General features: G+C 40.0%; 21 protein-coding genes. 5 read left to right on the top strand and 16 right to left on the bottom strand.

Annotation, left to right across the window (positions count from 1 at the left end; all coding sequences use genetic code 11):
• Positions 1-154 precede the first annotated feature (154 nt).
• From kdsB to CVS86_RS02860, 6 genes are read right to left on the bottom strand one after another with little or no spacing between them, the layout of a single operon-like run.
• Complete coding sequence (gene kdsB / locus CVS86_RS02885; RefSeq protein ID WP_103596722.1) at positions 155-865, bottom strand: 3-deoxy-manno-octulosonate cytidylyltransferase; 711 nt, start codon at positions 863-865, stop codon at positions 155-157.
• Complete coding sequence (thrC, locus tag CVS86_RS02880) at positions 862-2,325, bottom strand: threonine synthase (RefSeq protein WP_107790906.1); 1,464 nt, start codon at positions 2,323-2,325, stop codon at positions 862-864. Before thrC ends, kdsB begins: the two co-directional genes overlap by 4 nt.
• On the bottom strand, positions 2,322-2,636 hold the full coding sequence (gene cutA / locus CVS86_RS10220; protein WP_103578738.1) for a divalent-cation tolerance protein CutA: 315 nt from the start codon (positions 2,634-2,636) through the stop codon (positions 2,322-2,324). Before cutA ends, thrC begins: the two co-directional genes overlap by 4 nt.
• Positions 2,637-2,686: 50 nt before the next feature.
• Positions 2,687-3,607: a tetraacyldisaccharide 4'-kinase gene (locus CVS86_RS02870; RefSeq protein WP_107790905.1), complete on the bottom strand. Its 921-nt coding sequence runs from the start codon at positions 3,605-3,607 to the stop codon at positions 2,687-2,689.
• Complete coding sequence (locus CVS86_RS02865; RefSeq protein ID WP_103606940.1) at positions 3,600-4,730, bottom strand: DegT/DnrJ/EryC1/StrS family aminotransferase; 1,131 nt, start codon at positions 4,728-4,730, stop codon at positions 3,600-3,602. The genes CVS86_RS02870 and CVS86_RS02865 overlap by 8 nt, the downstream gene beginning before the upstream one ends.
• Positions 4,731-4,740: 10 nt before the next feature.
• Entirely contained in the window at positions 4,741-5,478 is a 738-nt protein-coding gene (locus CVS86_RS02860; protein WP_107790904.1) for an NAD+ synthase, read from the bottom strand.
• Positions 5,479-5,598: 120 nt separating this feature from the next.
• On the opposite strand from CVS86_RS02860, the gene CVS86_RS02855 reads away from it, so the two are divergent.
• A complete protein-coding gene (locus tag CVS86_RS02855) occupies positions 5,599-6,201 on the top strand; it encodes an MBL fold metallo-hydrolase (protein ID WP_107790903.1) in 603 nt (200 codons plus the stop codon).
• Between the two features lie 151 nt (positions 6,202-6,352).
• Here CVS86_RS02855 and dnaK read toward each other — a convergent pair whose 3' ends face one another.
• From dnaK to CVS86_RS02840, 3 genes are read right to left on the bottom strand one after another with little or no spacing between them, the layout of a single operon-like run.
• Positions 6,353-8,227 carry a molecular chaperone DnaK gene (gene dnaK, locus CVS86_RS02850; RefSeq protein WP_002942660.1) on the bottom strand — a complete coding sequence of 625 codons (1,875 nt, stop codon included), beginning with the start codon at positions 8,225-8,227 and terminating at the stop codon, positions 6,353-6,355.
• 31 nt (positions 8,228-8,258) lie between these two features.
• Positions 8,259-8,801, bottom strand: a complete 543-nt coding sequence (gene grpE / locus CVS86_RS02845) for a nucleotide exchange factor GrpE (protein WP_107790902.1) — start codon at positions 8,799-8,801, stop codon at positions 8,259-8,261.
• A complete protein-coding gene (locus CVS86_RS02840; RefSeq protein ID WP_107791000.1) occupies positions 8,798-9,592 on the bottom strand; it encodes an HrcA family transcriptional regulator in 795 nt (264 codons plus the stop codon). The genes grpE and CVS86_RS02840 overlap by 4 nt, the downstream gene beginning before the upstream one ends.
• 367 nt (positions 9,593-9,959) lie before the next feature.
• Between CVS86_RS02840 and CVS86_RS02835 the strand changes: the two genes are divergently transcribed.
• The 3 genes from CVS86_RS02835 to CVS86_RS02825 all read left to right on the top strand — a co-directional run bounded on the left by CVS86_RS02835 (position 9,960) and on the right by CVS86_RS02825 (position 11,006).
• Positions 9,960-10,205, top strand: coding sequence for a DNA-binding protein (locus CVS86_RS02835; protein ID WP_009294123.1), 246 nt, complete (start codon positions 9,960-9,962; stop codon positions 10,203-10,205).
• Positions 10,206-10,385: a hypothetical protein gene (locus tag CVS86_RS02830; RefSeq protein WP_107790901.1), complete on the top strand. Its 180-nt coding sequence runs from the start codon at positions 10,206-10,208 to the stop codon at positions 10,383-10,385.
• Positions 10,386-10,655: 270 nt separating this feature from the next.
• Positions 10,656-11,006, top strand: a complete 351-nt coding sequence (locus tag CVS86_RS02825; RefSeq protein WP_230855690.1) for a hypothetical protein — start codon at positions 10,656-10,658, stop codon at positions 11,004-11,006.
• 86 nt (positions 11,007-11,092) lie between these two features.
• Here CVS86_RS02825 and CVS86_RS02820 read toward each other — a convergent pair whose 3' ends face one another.
• Genes CVS86_RS02820 through CVS86_RS02790 form a run of 7 tightly spaced genes read right to left on the bottom strand, consistent with a single transcriptional unit; the run spans position 11,093 to position 17,601 of the window.
• Positions 11,093-12,370 carry a dihydroorotase gene (locus CVS86_RS02820; RefSeq protein WP_107790900.1) on the bottom strand — a complete coding sequence of 426 codons (1,278 nt, stop codon included), beginning with the start codon at positions 12,368-12,370 and terminating at the stop codon, positions 11,093-11,095.
• Positions 12,371-12,372: 2 nt separating this feature from the next.
• Entirely contained in the window at positions 12,373-13,302 is a 930-nt protein-coding gene (locus CVS86_RS02815) for an aspartate carbamoyltransferase catalytic subunit (RefSeq protein WP_002942659.1), read from the bottom strand.
• Positions 13,303-13,319: 17 nt separating this feature from the next.
• The gene (locus CVS86_RS02810; RefSeq protein ID WP_107790899.1) at positions 13,320-13,730 is read right to left on the bottom strand and encodes a tetratricopeptide repeat protein; all 411 of its coding nucleotides are present in this window, start codon (positions 13,728-13,730) and stop codon (positions 13,320-13,322) included.
• Between the two features lie 9 nt (positions 13,731-13,739).
• Complete coding sequence (locus tag CVS86_RS02805; protein WP_021087773.1) at positions 13,740-13,967, bottom strand: hypothetical protein; 228 nt, start codon at positions 13,965-13,967, stop codon at positions 13,740-13,742.
• The gene (locus tag CVS86_RS02800; protein ID WP_107790898.1) at positions 13,964-14,989 is read right to left on the bottom strand and encodes a DHH family phosphoesterase; all 1,026 of its coding nucleotides are present in this window, start codon (positions 14,987-14,989) and stop codon (positions 13,964-13,966) included. The genes CVS86_RS02805 and CVS86_RS02800 overlap by 4 nt, the downstream gene beginning before the upstream one ends.
• A 9-nt stretch (positions 14,990-14,998) precedes the next feature.
• Positions 14,999-17,194 (bottom strand): flagellar biosynthesis protein FlhA, encoded by a 2,196-nt coding sequence (gene flhA / locus CVS86_RS02795; RefSeq protein ID WP_107790897.1) that lies wholly within the window; start codon positions 17,192-17,194, stop codon positions 14,999-15,001.
• Between the two features lie 2 nt (positions 17,195-17,196).
• Entirely contained in the window at positions 17,197-17,601 is a 405-nt protein-coding gene (locus tag CVS86_RS02790; protein WP_107790896.1) for an Rrf2 family transcriptional regulator, read from the bottom strand.
• A gap of 146 nt (positions 17,602-17,747) precedes the next feature.
• Between CVS86_RS02790 and rpsO the strand changes: the two genes are divergently transcribed.
• Positions 17,748-18,020, top strand: a complete 273-nt coding sequence (gene rpsO / locus CVS86_RS02785; RefSeq protein ID WP_004317763.1) for a 30S ribosomal protein S15 — start codon at positions 17,748-17,750, stop codon at positions 18,018-18,020.
• The last annotated feature ends 3 nt before the right edge of the window (positions 18,021-18,023 follow it).

The following is an 18,023-nucleotide window of genomic DNA, read 5'->3' as shown; positions in this document are numbered from 1 at the left end:
CATGAAACTCGCAGTAAATTTAACCAACAACACAGCCAAATTGAGCTAGACCGCAAAATCAAAGACAAAAAATCAGCCAACCATTACCCAAATTTATAAAAATTTAGAATTTGCTCTGCCGCAGCAAAGACGCCAAAGCAGAGCAAATTTAGGCTCATTTGCCAAATTTAGCTAGCGCTCTTTGGTAGTCCTCTTCGCTATCGATGCCGATACTTTGACTTTCAACCTCTAGCATCGCTATCTTTTTGCCATTTTCTAGGGCGCGTAGTTGCTCGAGTTTCTCGGTGTTTTCAAGGCTTGAAGGTAAGAGGCCGCAAAACTCTTTTAGGCTCTTTACGCTGTATCCGTAGATGCCAAGGTGCGCCTTGTAGCTTTTGCACTCGCTTCTGTTAAATGGTATCCTCGATCTTGAAAAATAAAGCGCATATCCCTCAAAATCAGTCACCACTTTGACTAAATTTTTATCATCTGCAAACTCATCGTCCATCTTTTTATAGCAAGAAAACATAAAGGCATTTTGCCTGTTTTGCTCGCAAAATGCCCTAAATTTAGCGATATTTTCAGGCTCGATAAATGGCTCATCAGCCTGAACATTTATGATGATCTCACTCTCGCTTAAGCCCAAAATTTGCGCCGCTTCGTTTATCCTGTCAGTGCCACTTTGATGATCTTTGCTAGTTAGCACAGCTTTTATGCCGTGAGCCTTGGCGATATCAAGCACGCTTGGCTCATCCACCGCAACCGCCACATCATCCACGCCGCTTACTCTAAGAGCCGTCGCCACAAACATCGGCACACCGTTTATCTCTTTTAAAATTTTATTACTAAACCTTGTTGAGGCAAGGCGAGCTGGGATGATTATCATCGCTCGATCCATTCTAGGACGCACTTTTCGATCTCGTCCTCTTTTATGATATTTTTATGCAAAATTTTCGCGCTAAATAGCGAGTTTATCGAGCTTGGCACGATGTCATTTAAGATTTTAGCAGTCTTTGCCAGCGCATCTTTTTCATCTTTTGTATCTTTGATCTGGCACGCTTTGATCATGCTTGGCGTAAATTTCACCCAGTGTGCGGTCGATGTGATGACGTTTATGCGGCTAGCCTCCACCATTTTAAAGCAAGTAGCCGTATGCGGATCGATCGCGTAGCCGTCCTTTGCGAGCTTTGCGATGTATGCCTCGCACTCTTTATCGTCGCACCAGCTGGCCTCAAAGTCCTCTTGTAGCGCTTCAAGCTCCTGCTTGCTAAGCTTATAAAATTTATTTTTGGCTAAGCTTTGCATGAGTTCATTTGTTCGCTCGCTTCCAAATTTATCAAACAGCAAGCGCTCGACGTTTGAGCTTATTAAAATGTCCATAGCTGGGCTTATCGTCTTAACTAGCTTTTTGTCCCTGAGATCGTAAACTCCGGTGGTGAAAAACTGCGTCAAGATGTTGTTTGCGTTTGAGGCGATCTTGATCTTGCCGATCTTTGCGCCCATTTTTTTAGCGTAATACGCCCCAAGTGCGTTGCCGAAATTTCCGCTTGGCACGATGATGTCAAAGCTCTCGTTTGCCTTAAGTGCCTTTTGTTTTAGCAAATTTGCGTAGGCGTAGGCATGGTAGATGATCTGAAAGAGAATTCTGCCAAAATTTACCGAGTTTGCCGCGCTTAGTTTAAGGCGCTTTTTCTTAAGCTCAGCCTTAAATTTATCATTTGCAAGCAGCGTTTTTAGCGCTCTTTGAGCGTCGTCAAAGTCGCCTTTTATGCCAAAAACCTTTAAATTTTCACCCTGCATGGTCTGCATCTGAAGCTTTTGAACCTCGCTCGTACCGCCGTCTGGATAGAGGCAGACAACCCTTATGTTTTCGTCATTTGCAAAGGTCTGAAGCGTCGCAGGGCCCGTGTCACCGCTAGTTGCGCACATGATAAGGTATCTTTCGCCTCGCTCTTTTGCTAGCTGGCTAAGAAGCGAGCCAAAAGGCTGAAGCGCCATATCCTTAAATGCCCTAGTTGGGCCGTGGTATAGCTCATTTACGTATAAATTTTTATCTATTTTTTTAAAAATAACAGGGTGCTTTGGATCATCAAAGCTTGCATATCTTTTGACCGCTTTTTTGAAAAACGCCTCTGGCACGTCAAATTTAAAAAGTGAAATGATGTGAAGTGCGAGCTTTTCGTAGCTTAGGCTTGAGAGCTCTTGCCACTTTGCCCTTGCTATCTTTGGTAGCTTCTTTGGCGCGTAAAGTCCGCCGTGAGCGGAGCTTGGGGCAAGCATGGCTGTGCTTAAATTTACATTTTTTACCTTTTCATCTTTTACGCTTCTAGTTGGTGTTAGTCTCATTTTTTGCCTTTTTTGGTTGATTTTTTTATCCAATTTTCATATTTTTTAAAAACCTCTTTTGGCTTAAGCGCCAAAATTTCTGGGGTTTCGTAGCTGTGGTGCTTTCTTATAAATTTAGCTACTTTTTTAAATTTCGCATCCGTTTTTATGAGTAAAATTTGCTCTTTTTCATCACAAAGCTTCTCTTGCCAAAGATAAATGCTCTTTGCGCTAAAGCTACTCACGCAAGCCGCAAGTCCCTTTTTCACGAGCTTTTTGCTTAGTTTTTTTGCCTCTTTTTTCTTTGCGACTGAGGTGATTAAAATTCTCATTTTGATCTAAATTTTCCTTTTAAAAAGTGGCTCATTATAACAAAATGGGCTTAAATTTGCTGCGCTAAAACCTTTTTAAACTCCTCACTTAGAGTAACTTCAAGCGTGATAAGCGAAACTCTCAGCCCAAAATCCTTTACCTTTACATAGTCCTTTTGCGTCATCAAAAGCGAGGTCGCGCCGTAGGTTTGCAAAATTTCACTTAGCTCTTCTTTTGAGAAGTCGTAGTGATCAGGGAAGAATACCTGCCCTACACACTCGCTAAAAAATGCTTCAAGGCGGGCTGGGTTTGCTATGGCGGTTACTAGCACCATTTTTTCGCTTTTATTTAAAATTTCGCTCTTTCTAAAGTGAGTTTGCCCCTCACGTGCGATGAAATCACCAAATTTATAAAAGCTAAATGGATATCTATAAGCCCCGCTTGGCAGGCAAAGCTTTAGCTTTGGCTCTGGGTTTGGACGCACCAAGATGTCAAATTTAGCTATATCAAATTTAGAAAATCCATCATCCAGCAAAATATACTTTGCGCCGTGAGTTTTGGCGTAGTTTATAGCTACTTTTCTATCTTCACTAACGATCACATTTGCGTTTTTGATGCTTGTGGCATATATCATCGCCTCATCGCCACTTGCCGCCACGTCAAGTAAAATTTCGCCGTTACGAGCGACAACTTGCATACCTTTGCTCTTTCTTTTATAGCCTCTAAGGATGATAAAGGCGCCCCCATAATTTTTAGCGATAGCGACACAAAGTGGGGTCTTGCCGCTTCCTCCAAGGGTTAAATTTCCAACGCTTATTATCTTTATACTAAAGTCTTTTTTTTGCGCGCTAAATTTCTTGCAAACAACGACTAGAGCATAGATAAGACTTAGTGGCAGAAGTAAAAATGCTAGTAAAATTTGAAAGAAATTTGGGCGAAAGAAGTAGTCATTCGCCCATGCGTGTAAAAGGATGTTAAATTTCTTAAACACGAGATTTAGAAATTTCTTTTACCGTGTTGCAGATGTATTGCACCTCTTCGTCGCTCAAACTATGATAGATAGGTAGCGACAAGACTTGTTGATATGTCTTTAGAGCATTTGGGAAGTCATTTACTTTAAGCGAATATTTATTTTTATAATAGCTTAGCAAATGTATCGGTATGTAGTGCAACGAAGTGTGAATTCCGCGCTCCAAAAGCTCTCTAGCAAAGCTGTCACGGTTTTTATTTATCTTGATGATGTACTGAGTGTAGATGTGCTCGCGTTTTTTGACTGGAGTTGTGATGTTGTGACACTCTTTAAGCTCTTTATCGTAAATTTCAGCGATCTTTTTTCTACGTTTTATAAGCTCGTCTGTCTTTTCAAGCTGAGCGATAGAAAATGCCGCATTTATCGAGTTTATGTCATATTTTAAACCGATATCAACAACATCGTAGATGTAGCTTAAACTACCAAATTTATCTATACCATTTACAAGGGCATAGTTACGAAGTAGTTTTGCTTTTTTATAGACCTCTTCGTCATTTGTCGTGAAAAATCCAACTGTTGAGATAGGATTTTGCACGCGTGAGTTTGTCTGAAAGCATGACAAAAACGAGTCTGAACCGACTTTTTTGCCATTATAAGTTAGTCCTATGCCTCGATTTGCATCATCTAAAACGACGATGCCATATTTTTCGCAGATAGCCTTTATCTCATCAAGCCTAGCGCTTTGTCCAGCGATGTGTGAGATAAAAGCACATTTTAGTTTCTTGTGATTTTGCTCTTTTAGCACCTTTTCAAGGGCTTCTGGGCTGATATTAAAGTCCTCTTCATCTATATCAACAAAGATAGGCTCGGCATCAAAATGTCTAACAGCCTGAGCCACGCTAGGGAAGGCATTTACTGAGCAGATGACTTTGTCACCGCGCTTTGTATCCATAGCGCTTAGAGCCAGATGATGCGCTGCTGCTATGTTATTTGTAGTGACAACAAATTTAGCACCAAAGTACTCTTTTAGCTTTTCTTCAAATTTAGCAACTGTATCAGTGGCATTTTCAGAATGCAAAGCCTCTTCGATAAGCTCACTCTCACGCTCAGTGATAGTTGGTTTGTAAAACGGAATTTCTCTCATCTTTAATCCTTTAAATTTTCACTATCAACGGCATTTGTCGTTTAAACCTGTTTGAAACAACTCTATTTTCTATATCCAAGACCGCTTTTAATCCAAACTTTTTGATGGCTTGCTCCTTGTTATTTTCTAAATTTTGTAAAATCTCGTCGATAACAGCATAGCTGTAACCTATGTCGCCCTCGTCACTTTGCCCATCCCAAAGATCGGCTGAAGGTGCTTTTTTGATAAAATTTTCATCAACACCAAGATGTTTTGCAAATTCAAAAATTTCACTCTTATAAAGCTCTCCGATAGGATTTATCGCGCACGCCAAATCCCCAAATATCGTGCCATAACCAAGCATAAGCTCACTTTTGTTGCTTGTGCCGATGACTAGAGCGTTTATACTAGATGAATAATCATAAAGCAAGCTCATTCTAACTCTAGCTGCTAAATTCCCTTTTCTTAAATTGCTTAAATTTACATCTATCGTTTCGCAAAAGGCATTTAAAATGCCCTCTATAGACAAAACCTTATATTTTATGTTTAGTTTTTCACATAAATTTAGGGCATCGTCCATATTTTCTTTGTTTGATGATGCTGTTGGCATGATGAGTGCATGAGTTTCATCTGGCTTTGCTCTCGCACAAAGCGTCGCAACCACAGCAGAATCAATACCGCCGCTTACACCTAATAGTAGTTTTTTACCTTTAGTTTTATCTTTTAAGCTAAAAACTAAAGTTTCTTCTATTTTTTGATACCCCTTCATTGTCCCTTTGCCTAAATTTGCTTCCTTTTGCAAAAATTATACTAATTAAATTTAAAATTTTTCTTTAAGTTTAAGTAAAAAGATGTAAATATTTAAGAAATGATAAATTTAAGGTAAAAAATGAGAGTAATGCATAAAAGTTTTGGTGATTTTGGGACAAATTGCTACATCGTCACCAAAAATGGCTCAAGTTTAGTGATAGATCCAGGCGATGGGGCAAAAAAATGGGTTTTGCAAAATGCACAAAATTTAAAGGCGATACTTTGCACTCATGGGCATTTTGACCATATTTACGATGTGAGCGAGCTAAAAAATGAGCTAAAAATCCCAGTTTATATCAATAAATTTGACGCTTTTATGTGCGAGAGTGACATTTTTGGCTATATGAAAAACACCTTTGTGCCAGATGTTTTGGCTCAAGGCGATGAGAGCTTTGTAGTGGATGAATTTTCTTTTAAATTTCACCATTTTCCAGGGCACACACCGGGCTGCTCGATGATAGAGATAGATGACGCGATGTTTAGCGGAGATTTTTTATTTAAAGGTAGCATCGGACGCTGGGACTTTCCATATTCGGATAAAAATGAGATGCTAAAAAGCTTAGAAAAATGTAAAAATCTAAAGGGTGACTTCGCACTTTACCCAGGACACGGCGAAAGCAGCACGCTAAAAGCCGAGCAACAAGAGCTTGATAGATGGGTAGAGATCGTTAAAAGGTCTTGATTTTTGGGGTGCGGCTAAATTTTTGCATTTTAGAAATTTATACTTTTTATCTTATAAGATGATGTTGCGAGTGTGTATTAAGAAGTGTTTAGAAGTTTAAATTTATAGATTAAATTTAAAAGAGCAAGGCAAGTACCCTGCTCTATTTGTCTTACTCGACTTCAGCGTCGATTACGTCGTCGTCTTTTTTGTTATTTCCGCCGTTTGCGCCAGCGTTTTCATCTTTTTTATACATAGCTTCTGCAAGTTTGTGGCTAGCTTTGCTTAGAGCTTCTACTTTTGCATCGATTTGCTCTTTTGAAGAGTTTTCATCTTTTAGAACCTCTTTTAGGTCATTTAGCGCAGCTTCGATGTTGCTTCTATCTTCAGCTGGCACTTTTTCGCCTAGCTCGCTCATGCTCTTTTCAGTTTGATGAACTAGTGCGTCTGCTTGGTTTCTAGCTTCTACTGCGTCTTTGCGTTTTTTATCCTCTTCTTTGTGAAGCTCAGCATCTTTTACCATGCTATTTATCTCATCTTCGCTAAGACCGCTTGATCCTGAGATAGTGATGTTTTGGGCTTTGCCAGTCGCTTTATCTTTTGCTGAAACGGTTAAAATTCCGTTTGCGTCGATATCAAATTCAACTTCGATTTGAGGCACACCTCTTGGAGCTGCTGGGATGCCTTCGAGATTGAAGTTACCAAGTGATTTATTATCCCTTGCAAACTCACGCTCACCTTGTAAAACCATGATAGTAACGGCACTTTGGTTATCTTCAGCAGTTGAGAAAACTTGACTTTTCTTAGTTGGTATAGTTGTGCCTTTTTCGATGATCTTAGTCATCACACCACCAAGTGTCTCGATACCAAGGCTAAGTGGAGTAACGTCAAGAAGTAGAACATCTTTAACATCGCCTTTTATAACCGCACCTTGGATCGCAGCACCGATAGCTACGACTTCATCTGGATTTACGCTCTTATTTAGCTCTTTGCCAAATGCCTTTTTAACCTCTTCTTGAACAAGTGGCACACGAGTTGAACCACCGACCATTACGACCTCTTTTATGTCACTCTTGCTTAGACCTGCATCTTTGATGACTTCATTTATCTTAGTGATAGTCTCGCCCACAAGTGAGTCGATCATGCCTTCAAATTTAGCGCGAGTTAGCTTTTTGACAAGGTGTTTTGGGCCAGTCGCATCAGCTGTGATAAATGGTAAATTTATCTCAGTCTCTTGAGCTGAGCTTAGCTCTTTTTTAGCATTTTCAGCTGCTTCTTTTAAGCGTTGAAGTGCCATGATATCGCCTTTTAGATCGATACCAGTTTCATTTTTAAACTCACTTACTAGCCAGTCGATGATCTTGTTATCAAAGTCATCGCCACCTAAGAATGCGTTACCGCCAGTTGCCAAAACTTCAACGATGTTATCGCCAGTTTCTAGCACTGTAACGTCAAATGTACCGCCACCTAGGTCATAAACTAAAATTTTCTCAGCCTCTTTTTTGTCAAGACCATACGCAAGTGCCGCAGCTGTCGGCTCGTTGATGATACGAAGTACGTTTAGACCAGCGATTGTTCCAGCCTCTTTTGTAGCCTTTCTTTGGCTATCGTTGAAATATGCAGGCACAGTGATAACCGCGTCTGTTACCTTTTCACCAAGGTATGCTTCAGCGTCTTCTTTTAGCTTGATAAGAATTTTTGCTGAAATTTCTTGCGGAGTATAGACCTTACCAGCGATCTCAACCGCGCAAGCGCCATTTCTATCTACGACGTGATATGGCAAGCGAGCCTTTGCCTCTTCAGCATTTTTTTCATTGCTCATCAAACCCATGATACGTTTGATAGAATATATCGTTTTTTCAGGGTTTGTAACTGCTTGACGTTTTGCGACGTCACCTACTAGAATTTCACCTTTGTCTGTAAAAGCAACAACAGATGGAGTTGTGTTTTTACCCTCTTTGTTTGGGATAACCTTGCTCTCGCCGCGCTCAAAAACGCTCACACAAGAGTTTGTTGTACCTAAGTCTATACCTATAACTTTTGACATATTTTTCCTTTATTAGATTTATTTTTTAAATTTAGTTTGCCACACTGACCATAGCTGGGCGCAAAACCCTGCCATTTATCATATAGCCTTTTTGTAAAGCTTGCACGATCTGACCGCTTTGCTTCTCCTCGCTATCGACCCTTAAAACGGCATTATGCACATTTGGATCAAACTCGGCATCAGTTGCGATCTCGCTCACGCCATGCTTTTCAAAACATTTCTTAAACTGATTTATCGTTATCAAAATGCCCTCTTTGATCTTTTTAGCAAATTCATCATCCTCTGGGTCAAAATTTGCAGCGATCTCGAGCGCATCGATGACTGGTAGCAAGTCCCTTGCAAATTTCTCATTTGCATAGCTTGCAACGTCTGCTTTCTCTTTTTCATAACGCTTTTTGATATTTTCAAACTCAGCATTTGCTCTGTAATATTTATCAGTGATCTCGCCAAGCTCTTTTTCGAGCTTCTCTACTTTTGAGATATCGCCAAGTGCGTCTAAATTTACGCTATCGCTAGCTGCCTCTTGCACTGGCTTGACCTCAGGTAGATTTTGCTCTTTTACCTCTTCGCTCACGCGGCCTCCTTTATTAGATTTATAAATTTCACATAATCAGTATAAACACTGCCAGCGCAGATCATCTGCGCCTCGCTACCAAGGTAGTTTGCTTTAAATTTAAGCCCCATGTAATTTTCATCAAACATAGGAGAAAATGTAAGTTCTTCATCCATCTGCAAGCTAAAACTTGGGTCAAAAACCATCTTAAAGCGTCTATCCTTAAACATATCAAAGGCTAAAATTTCATTTTCTTGGAAGTAAATTTTAGTCCTTTTAAGCTCTCTTATCTTGTTTTTTAGTTCGCTTAAGCCAACTTGAGAACAGATAAGCTCAAGCTTGTCTAAACTAACTCCGATAAGGTTGTTTAAAAATTTATACATCCTAGTGTCAAATTTAATGACGATCTCATCGCCACTAAAATTTAAAACCAAATATCTATCATTTAAATTTAAAATTTCTAGCAACTCCTTATCAATCGTGCCAAAAATCATACAATAAAGCTCAAACTCATCACAGAGCATCTTTAAGCTTCTTGGGTCATTTATCTTTAAATTTATGTCGCTCTCAGTAAAAATTTCACTCCAATATCTCCTCATCGCAGCGATAGTTGGGATCCTGCCGCCACTGATGTGAAGCTTTGTGATCTCGCCCTCATCTGAAAGCTTTTTGAAATAAACACGTATCGTAGATGCCGGTATCGCCACGCTCATGCGAGAGCCAAGCTCGTTTGAGCCAATAGGCGCATTGTTCTGCAAATAGGCTTCAATGATAGAATTTAGTATCAAATCGCGTTTATTTGTTTTACTCACTTTTAGCACTCTTTCTTTTTAATTGCTAAGCGGATTATACAACTTTAGTTTATCAATGTCAAGTATATAAGTTAAAAAAATTTATTTATATATATTTAGCCTATATAACTAAACTTTTCTAATGCCTATAATATAAGCTTTGCGCAAAAAGAAATAAAATTTAAAGCAAAATAAAAAATTTAACTTCAATATAAAACACAAAATTTCTAATTTTATTCAAGAATTTAAAAGATTTTTATACGTTATAACGTATATTATAAATAATTTTTAGTATGTTTAATACTTTATTTTGATATTTATATACTATTTTACATTATTTATATAATATTTTAGGTATATTTAATGAAATAAAACGTATAATTCTCCAATGATTGAAACAAGTGATATATTTAATTTGCTTCACAATGCAGTTGAGGCAAAAAATATCGGTAAGAAAATTTCACAAGCAAAAATGGCAGAGGATCTTGGCGTGCCGATGAGGACATATCAGGACTGGAGGCTTGGTAACTCAAAGCCGCAAGCTGCTGCTGCTGTTTGCAAACTGCTATGTGAGCTTGACGATGATGAAATATTATTTGTTGTCAATAAGATGAGAAAATTGCTAGGAAAATAGATGGAAAATTTAACACAAAAAGAGAGAATCGACCTTGAGAGCGTTTTTGCAGTCATTTGCACTAAAAAAGAGTCAAAAATTTTGGTTACTTATAAGGATATATGCTCGGCTGCAGCTTCAAAATTTCATGTAGTTAAAAATAAGATCAAAAAAGTAAGAGAAAAGAGAGTTAAAATTTAGCCATTTTGGCTTTAAATTTAAGCGTTTTGATAAGAGCTATAAATTTAGGCTTTTATCAAAACAAATTTCATCCTACCTATTTATATAGGGTTTTGCTCCGCTTATCTTAATAAGCATCTATCTTAGCTATCAAAATATCTATAAATGATGGCTCCAGTAGCCAAACGCAAATTTATCAATTTAGTGTCGCTATCCTATCCTCTCCACTTCTTTATTGCGTATCCTTTTTACATTTCTTATCTATAAATTTTGTGAGTTTTCGCAAGGTCAATGAGCAAAGATGGGCTAAATAGAATGGAATTTGAAATTTCAGAGCTTGCAAAAGCGGTTGGTTTTAGCGTCATTTCAAAAGACAGAAACCCAGCTTGGAAACCTATAAATGATAAATTTGCAAACGATATCTTAGAAGAGCTTAAAATTTATAAGCCAAATGCAAGGATAACAGCTGTGCATGCTGGACTTGAGTGTGGAGTGCTTTTAGAGAAAAAAGCAGGTCTTAGTGCATGTTCTATTGGACCAAATATCTACTCACCTCACTCTACAAGAGAGCACTGCGAAGTTGCTTCTGCACTTTTTATAGAAAAAGTAGTTCGCGGTATCGTTAAAAAATATAACTCATAAAAAAGTAAAATTTGCTAGAAATTTCTAGCAAATTTTATATCTCAAAGCATCTAAAGCAAATTTGCCCGCAAGTGCGAGCAAATTTATTATTTTTCAAACTCATAAACGATCTTGCCACTTTTTATCGTGGTAGTTGCTGCGCCTTTTAGTTTTTTGCCAAAGAGTGGAGAATTTACCGATTTTGAGCGGTTTATCTTTTCATCATAAATGTACTCGATCTCAGGGTCTATCACCGTGATGTCAGCTAGCATGCCCTCTGCGAGCCTGCCCTTATCTTTTAAATTTAGCATCTTAGCCGCATTTGTAGAAGTTAGCTCTACCATGCGCTCTAAGCTTATAACGCCCTCATCTACGAGCTTTAGAGTGAGTGGCACAAGGGTTTGAAGTCCGATGATGCCAAATGGCGCCTTGTCAAATTCCACTATCTTTTCATCTGTGTGGTGTGGGGCATGATCGGTGGCGATAACGTCTATAAGACCACTTTTTAGTGCCTCTCTTACCGCTTTTACGTCGCTTATCTCACGAAGTGGCGGCGACATTTTGAAATTTGTATCGTAGGCATTTTTCAAAATTTCATCGTCGCTAAAGCTAAAGTGGTGAGGTGTCGCCTCGCAAGTGATGTTTATGCCCTCTTTTTTGCCCATTTCGATGATCTTTAGCGAGTACTCCGAGCTTACGTGAGCGATGTGGATGTGCGCTTTAGTGAGTTTTGCAAGCAGCATATCACGGCTCACTGCGATCTCCTCTTTCTCTCTCGCCATGCCGCGAAGTCCAAGTATGGCTGAGACCTTGCCCTCGTGCATGACGCCCTGCCTGCAAAGCGAGCAGTCCTCTGAGTGGCTTATACAAAAGCTATTAAACATGCTTGAGTACTCAAGCGCCGCTCTCATCACGCTTGAGCTAGTCACTGGTAGGCCGTCGTCGCTAAATGCAACTGCGCCAGCTTCTATAAGATCGCCCATTTCAACGATCTCATTGCCGCCAAGTCCTTTGCTAATGGCTGCGATTGGTAAAAGATCGATCAGTCCGCAGTTTTTAGCCTTTTCTATCATTGCCCTTGTGATTGAGGCGTTGTCATTTACTGGGTTTGTGTTTGCCATGCAAAGGCAGGTGGTCACTCCTCCAGCTACGGCCGCTTGCGAGCCCGAGATGATGTCGTCTTTATACTCTTGACCAGGATCGCGAAAATGCACATGCATGTCGATAAGTCCTGGCATGACTAGCTTATTTGTAGCGTCTATGACCTTATCAGCCTCAAATTTCTCACTTCCGATTTTGGCTATTTTGCCGTTTTCTATTAGGATATTTGCCTTAAATTTCTCGTCGCTATTTACGATAGTGCCGTTAATTATTGATATTTTCATCGTTAGCCCCTATTTTTTGCAAGCGTATTTAGTATCGCCATTCTTATAGCAACGCCGTTTTCAACTTGATTTAGTATGACTGAGTGCGTGCCGTCAGCCACGTCTGAATTTAACTCCACGCCCCTATTTATAGGTCCTGGGTGTAGCACGATCGCGTCAGGCTTTGCTAGCTTTATCCTATTTTTATTTAGTCCAAAGAATTTCGAGTACTCTCTCGAGCTTGGAAACGCCACGTCCGCACCGCCACGCTCTAGCTGGATGCGAAGCATGATGATGACGTCGCTACCCTCGCAAGCCTCCTCCATATTTTTGCAAATTTGAGATTCAAATACCTCAGCGTCTTTTGGCATCATCATCCTTGGCGCAAAGAGCTTTAAATTTATGCCAAATTTCTTCATCGCCCAGATGTCAGACCTTGCCACGCGGCTTCTAGCGATGTCACCGATGATCGCCACGTTTAAATTTTTATCCAAAATTTTGCCATGCTCTCTTAGCGTGAAAAGATCAAGCAGAGCTTGACTTGGGTGCTCATTTGTGCCGTCCCCTGCATTTACGACGCTAGCCTCTGTTCTATCAGCTGCAAATTTCGCCGCTCCAGAGCTTGGGTGACGAAGCACAATGATGTCAGTTCTCATAGCAGCCATGTTATTCATCGTGTCATTTAGGCTCTCGCCCTTTGTCACGCTCGAGCTTGATGAACTAAAATTTATCGTATCAGCCCCAAGCCTCTTTGCTGCGATCTCAAAAGAAGTTCTCGTTCTAGTCGAGTTTTCATAAAATGCGTTGATCGTGGTTTTCCCACGAAGGTAGTCATTTTTTTTAACTTGGCTTAAATTTAGCTCCTTAAACTCTTTCGCCGCCTCTAGAAAATATAAAATTTCTTCCTTGCTAAGCTCTCTAGTTCCTATCAAATCTTTATGTTTGTAGCCCATTTTAAGCCCTTTTTGATCTATTTTGTTACAAAGTCGCAAGCTGGTTTGTAGCCGTTGTCGCAAGCTTTTTTAAACAAAGCTTTTGCCTTCTCTTCGCTTTTTGCTTCATTGTCGTCTTTGTCTTTTATAAGGCCATAAGCTGTCATTTCGCCTAGTTTTTCGCAGGCCATGCCCTCATTTTCGTCACACATTTTTGTAAAAATTTTCTCAGCCTGAGCTCTATCTTTTGCCACGCCATCGCCGTTAAATAACATGATCGCATTCATCGTGCAAGCTTTTTTCTCGCCCTCACCGCAAGCTTTGTTAAAGTAAAGGTAGGCTTCTTCAAAATTTCTCTTTGCATAAAGCTCATTTGCCTTGTCTAAATTTTCATTTGCCATAGCATTTAACGCAAAAAGTGCTGCTGCTAAAACTAAAATTTTCTTCATATTTTCTCCTTATTTAAATAACTTTGGATGGTGTTTTTTCATATATTCAACTATCTCTATGACCTCGTCGCTACCGCTAGCATCAGAGTTTTCTAACGCATCGTCGATGCACTCAACATAGAGATTTGCCGCCTCTTCAAGCTTATCTTTTTTCACGCCAGCATAGTAAAACATCGCCTCAAGCACCATGCTAAGCTCGTAGCTAAGCTCCTCTACGCTTATATCTTCTTCTTTCATATCTCCTCCTGTGTTTTTTTAGTTATTAGATCAACTATCTGCGCTTTGATCGGCTCATAGCTAAAGCCGTCTTTGAAATTTGCAAATAGCCCACCGCTAGCGTTCACGTGTCCGCCGCCGCCAACTAGGTGTTTTGCCATGGCGCTAACATCAAGCTTGCCATTTGCACGAAAGCTTAGTGTTTTTTTATTTGTCACGTCGATAAAGAAGTCAAATTCAGGATTTTCCACTAAAAAGTCGTTGCCGATAACAGAAACATTGCCGACATTGTAGGTTAAAATTCCTTTATGGTCTTTATACTTTATGCTAAATTTCTCTTTATTTTCACTAAGTTTTTTTACGACGTAGTTTGATATTAGATTGCTTAGCGTGTCGTCCTTGTCCTCTTTGAAAAATGACTTTTTAATAGCATGCACCTGCATGTCAAGGCCGATATAGTCGTTTTTCTCGTTAAAAAATTTGCTCGCTTCTTTTAAGATATGATCCATATAGAGGTTGTTTTCAGCTTCAAACATCACCTTATTTATCTCTTTGGCGTTTGCCACAAGCCCCAAGCAGACCTTGCCCATCTCGAAATTTTTATCATCTTTTAGCCAGATATCCACGGCATTTACGACGTCACTAAAAATTTCAAGCTCTTTGTTTTTACTAAAAATGCCTGCAAAAAAGTCATAAGTGATCTTTGTAGCGCACCTTGAACTATCTAAAAAATACCATGAGTAAGCGCTCGCGCACTCAGCACCACTTTGATGATGATCTAGCAAAAATAGCTTTATATTTTTACCATCTATCATCTCCTCAAAGCTCTCGCACTGAGCTAGGCTTAAATTTAGATCAGTGATCAAGATGACGTTTTTATCATCGTTTGAGGCATCTATCTCAGATAGAATTTGAGCAAACTTATCATCTATCTCTCTGCCGTAGTTTGAGTTTAGAAATTTCACATCTTTGAAGTAAAAATTTGTTATGTATTGTGCGCCGTATCCGTCAAGATCGGTGTGTGAGAGGTGATAAATTTTCATCGTTTTCCTTTATAAATTTTCTATTTCTATGACGCCAACCGTTTCAAATGGCGTATTTGCCGAGATCTCAGCAAAGCTTAGTACTACTATGTCGATGGCAAAATTTGCGCAGATATTTGCTATAAATTTGCGCAAGCTTGGCTCCACGCAAAGCACCATTTCTCCGTGCTGACTCATAGGTAGCTTCTCTTTTTCACGCCTAAGTGCTTGCACGATAGATGATGTCTGCGCCACGTTTATCATCAAGTGATATGCGCCGTCTTTATACTGCACTGCGTCCATGAGCTTTTGCTGTGCGGCAGTGTCTAGGATATAAAAATTTAGCTGACCCTTTTCATCTACATAAAGCGAAGTTATGACACGCGAAAGCGCTGCACGCACATGCTCGATGATCATGTCTAAATTTTTACTAACCTCGGCGATGTCGCTGATGGCTTCAAGTATGCTAAGTAGGTCTTTGATCGGGATATTGTCTTTAAGCAGCGTTTTTAAGACCTTTTGGATCAAATTTATAGGTGCGATCCTTAGCGTATCCTCGACCACGACTGGGTAGTCGATCTTTAGTTTGTCTAGTAAATTTTGCGTCTCTTGGCGAGTTAGAAGCTCGGCTGCATTTTGCTTGATAAGCTCGCTCATATGCGTTGAGATGACGCTTGCAGGATCAACTATCGTGTAGCCACTAAGTATGGCGTCCTCTTTGACGCTAGCATCGATCCAAAGAGCGTCTAGCCCAAAAGCTGGCTCTTTTGTCGGAATACCCTCGATATCCTCGCTAACTAGGCCACTATCCATCGCTAGAAATTTATCCGCATAAATTTCACCCTGACCGATGATGATACCTTTTAGCTTGAAGCGGTACTCGTTTGGTGGTAGCTGAAGGTTGTCACGGATCCTTATTTTTGGCATCAAAAAGCCAAGACTTGAAGCGATATTTCGCCTCATAGCGCGAATTCTCTCTATAAGATCCACGTCAGCTAGCTTTAGCAGGCCGTATCCTAGGTCAAGCTCTAAAATTTCAAGCTTTAAAATGTCATTTATCTTTGTCTCTTCTTCTCTTGCGATCTCTTCATCGCTCTTCTTTGGTGCCTTAGCAGCCCCGCCACTAGCAGCTGCTGCCCCTGCCCCACTTGGCGCAGTGGCTCCAGCCTTTTTAGAAGCAGTTTTCTCTTTTGGCGCGAGGCTTAAATTTAGCCCGCCATCTTTTGTCTGCTTTATAATGTAGCCAAGCCCTAAAAATAGCAGCGCGATAAAACCAAGAGATAGGGTTGGCAGACCTGGCACAAGGGCAAACATAAATAGTATGAATCCTACTATCAGTAAGGTTTTATAATCGCCTAAGAGTTGATTTAGCGTGCCTTCTGCAAAGTCCTCGTCGTCCTTGCTAGCCCTTGTGATGATAATAGCAGTCGCTGTTGAAGTGATAAGTCCAGGTATCTGGCTAACTAGGCCATCACCGATAGTTAGGATCGTATAGTACTGAGCCGATGTCGCCATATCAAGTCCGTGCTGAAATGAGCCGATAGCAAAGCCGCCGATGATGTTAATTATAGTGATGATGATGCCAGCTACGGCGTCACCTTTTATAAATTTAGACGAACCATCCATCGCGCCATAAAAATTTGCCTCGCCGATGATGGCTTGACGTCTTTCACGCGCTGTTTTTTCGTCTATTAGACCTGCGTTTAGGTCCGCATCTATCGCCATTTGCTTACCAGGCATCGCATCAAGTGTAAAACGAGCTTGTACCTCGCTCACACGGGTCGAGCCCTTTGTTACGACCATGAAATTTATGAGCACCAAGATACAAAATACGATGGTGCCGATGACGAAGTTGCCACCAACGACGAAATTTCCAAAGCTTGAGATGATCTCACTGACCGCTTCTGGGCCGTTGTGACCCTCGCTTAAGATCATACGCGTAGTTGCTATGTTTAGCGAGAGGCGAAAAAGCGTGATGATGAGAATGAGCGTCGGAAACGTGCTAAGATCAGTTGGTTTTGGCACGTAGATCGAGATCAAAATAATAAGCACCGAAATCGAGATCGAAAGTGCCAAGAAAAAGTCAAGCACCGCGCTTGGGAGCGGCACGATAATGATAGCAAGGATGGCAACGATGATGCCAACGATGCTAAGACTTTTAAATTTGACAATCGGCGCAAGAAACGGTGCGACAAGTGTCAAGATATTATTTTTTTGCTTTGCCAACTTTACTTCTTAACGATGTCACTTAGTTTTATCGCGTCAAGCATCTCGTCGATCTTGCCTTGAAGGCCGCTAAACATCGACCAAATTTGACAGCTTGAAGCTTTGTTTGACGGACAACCAAGGGCTGAAGATGAGCACTCAAAGACGCTTAGCTCGCGCTTTTCGGCGCATTCTATTATCTTTTTTATACTTAAGTTTTCAGGTTCGTCATTTAGTGCAAAACCGCCATTTGCTCCTTTAAATGACTTTAAAACTCCATCTTTTGCTAAATTTTGTAAAATTTTTGCCAGAAAGCTTTTTGAAATTTTAAGCTCATTTGAGATCGTATCGACATCAACTGGCGATGATTTTTGAGATATTAAAATAAGCGAAAGTAGAGCGTATTCGCTTGCCTTTGTAAAAAGCATTTATCTTCCTTAACTCTTTAAATAGCCCTAATTTTATTAAATTTTTACTGCATTTTTCATTAATTTTTAAAAAGCGCCGTTTTATCTAATTTTATGTTTTAAATGCTATAATCGCTCTTCCAAAAATCACCAATCAGGAGGTCATCATGGCTTTGGATTCGGCTAAAAAAGCTCAAATAGTTGCGAAATTCGCTAGAAAAGAGGGAGATACAGGCTCTCCAGAAGTTCAAATAGCTCTTTTAACAGCTAGAATAACTGAACTTACAGAACACCTTAAAATTTTCAAAAAAGACTTTTCATCGCGTTTAGGTCTTTTGAAACTAGTTGGTCAAAGAAAAAGACTTTTAAAGTATCTTAAAAACAAAGACTACACTACATATTCAAAACTAATCTCTGAGCTTGGCTTAAGAGATAAATAATCT

Origin of the sequence: Campylobacter concisus, assembly GCF_003048605.1 — a bacterium.
GTDB lineage: Bacteria > Campylobacterota > Campylobacteria > Campylobacterales > Campylobacteraceae > Campylobacter_A > Campylobacter_A concisus_BM.
Note: the sequence above shows the minus strand (reverse complement) of the source record. Positions and strands in the feature narration are given on the sequence as shown.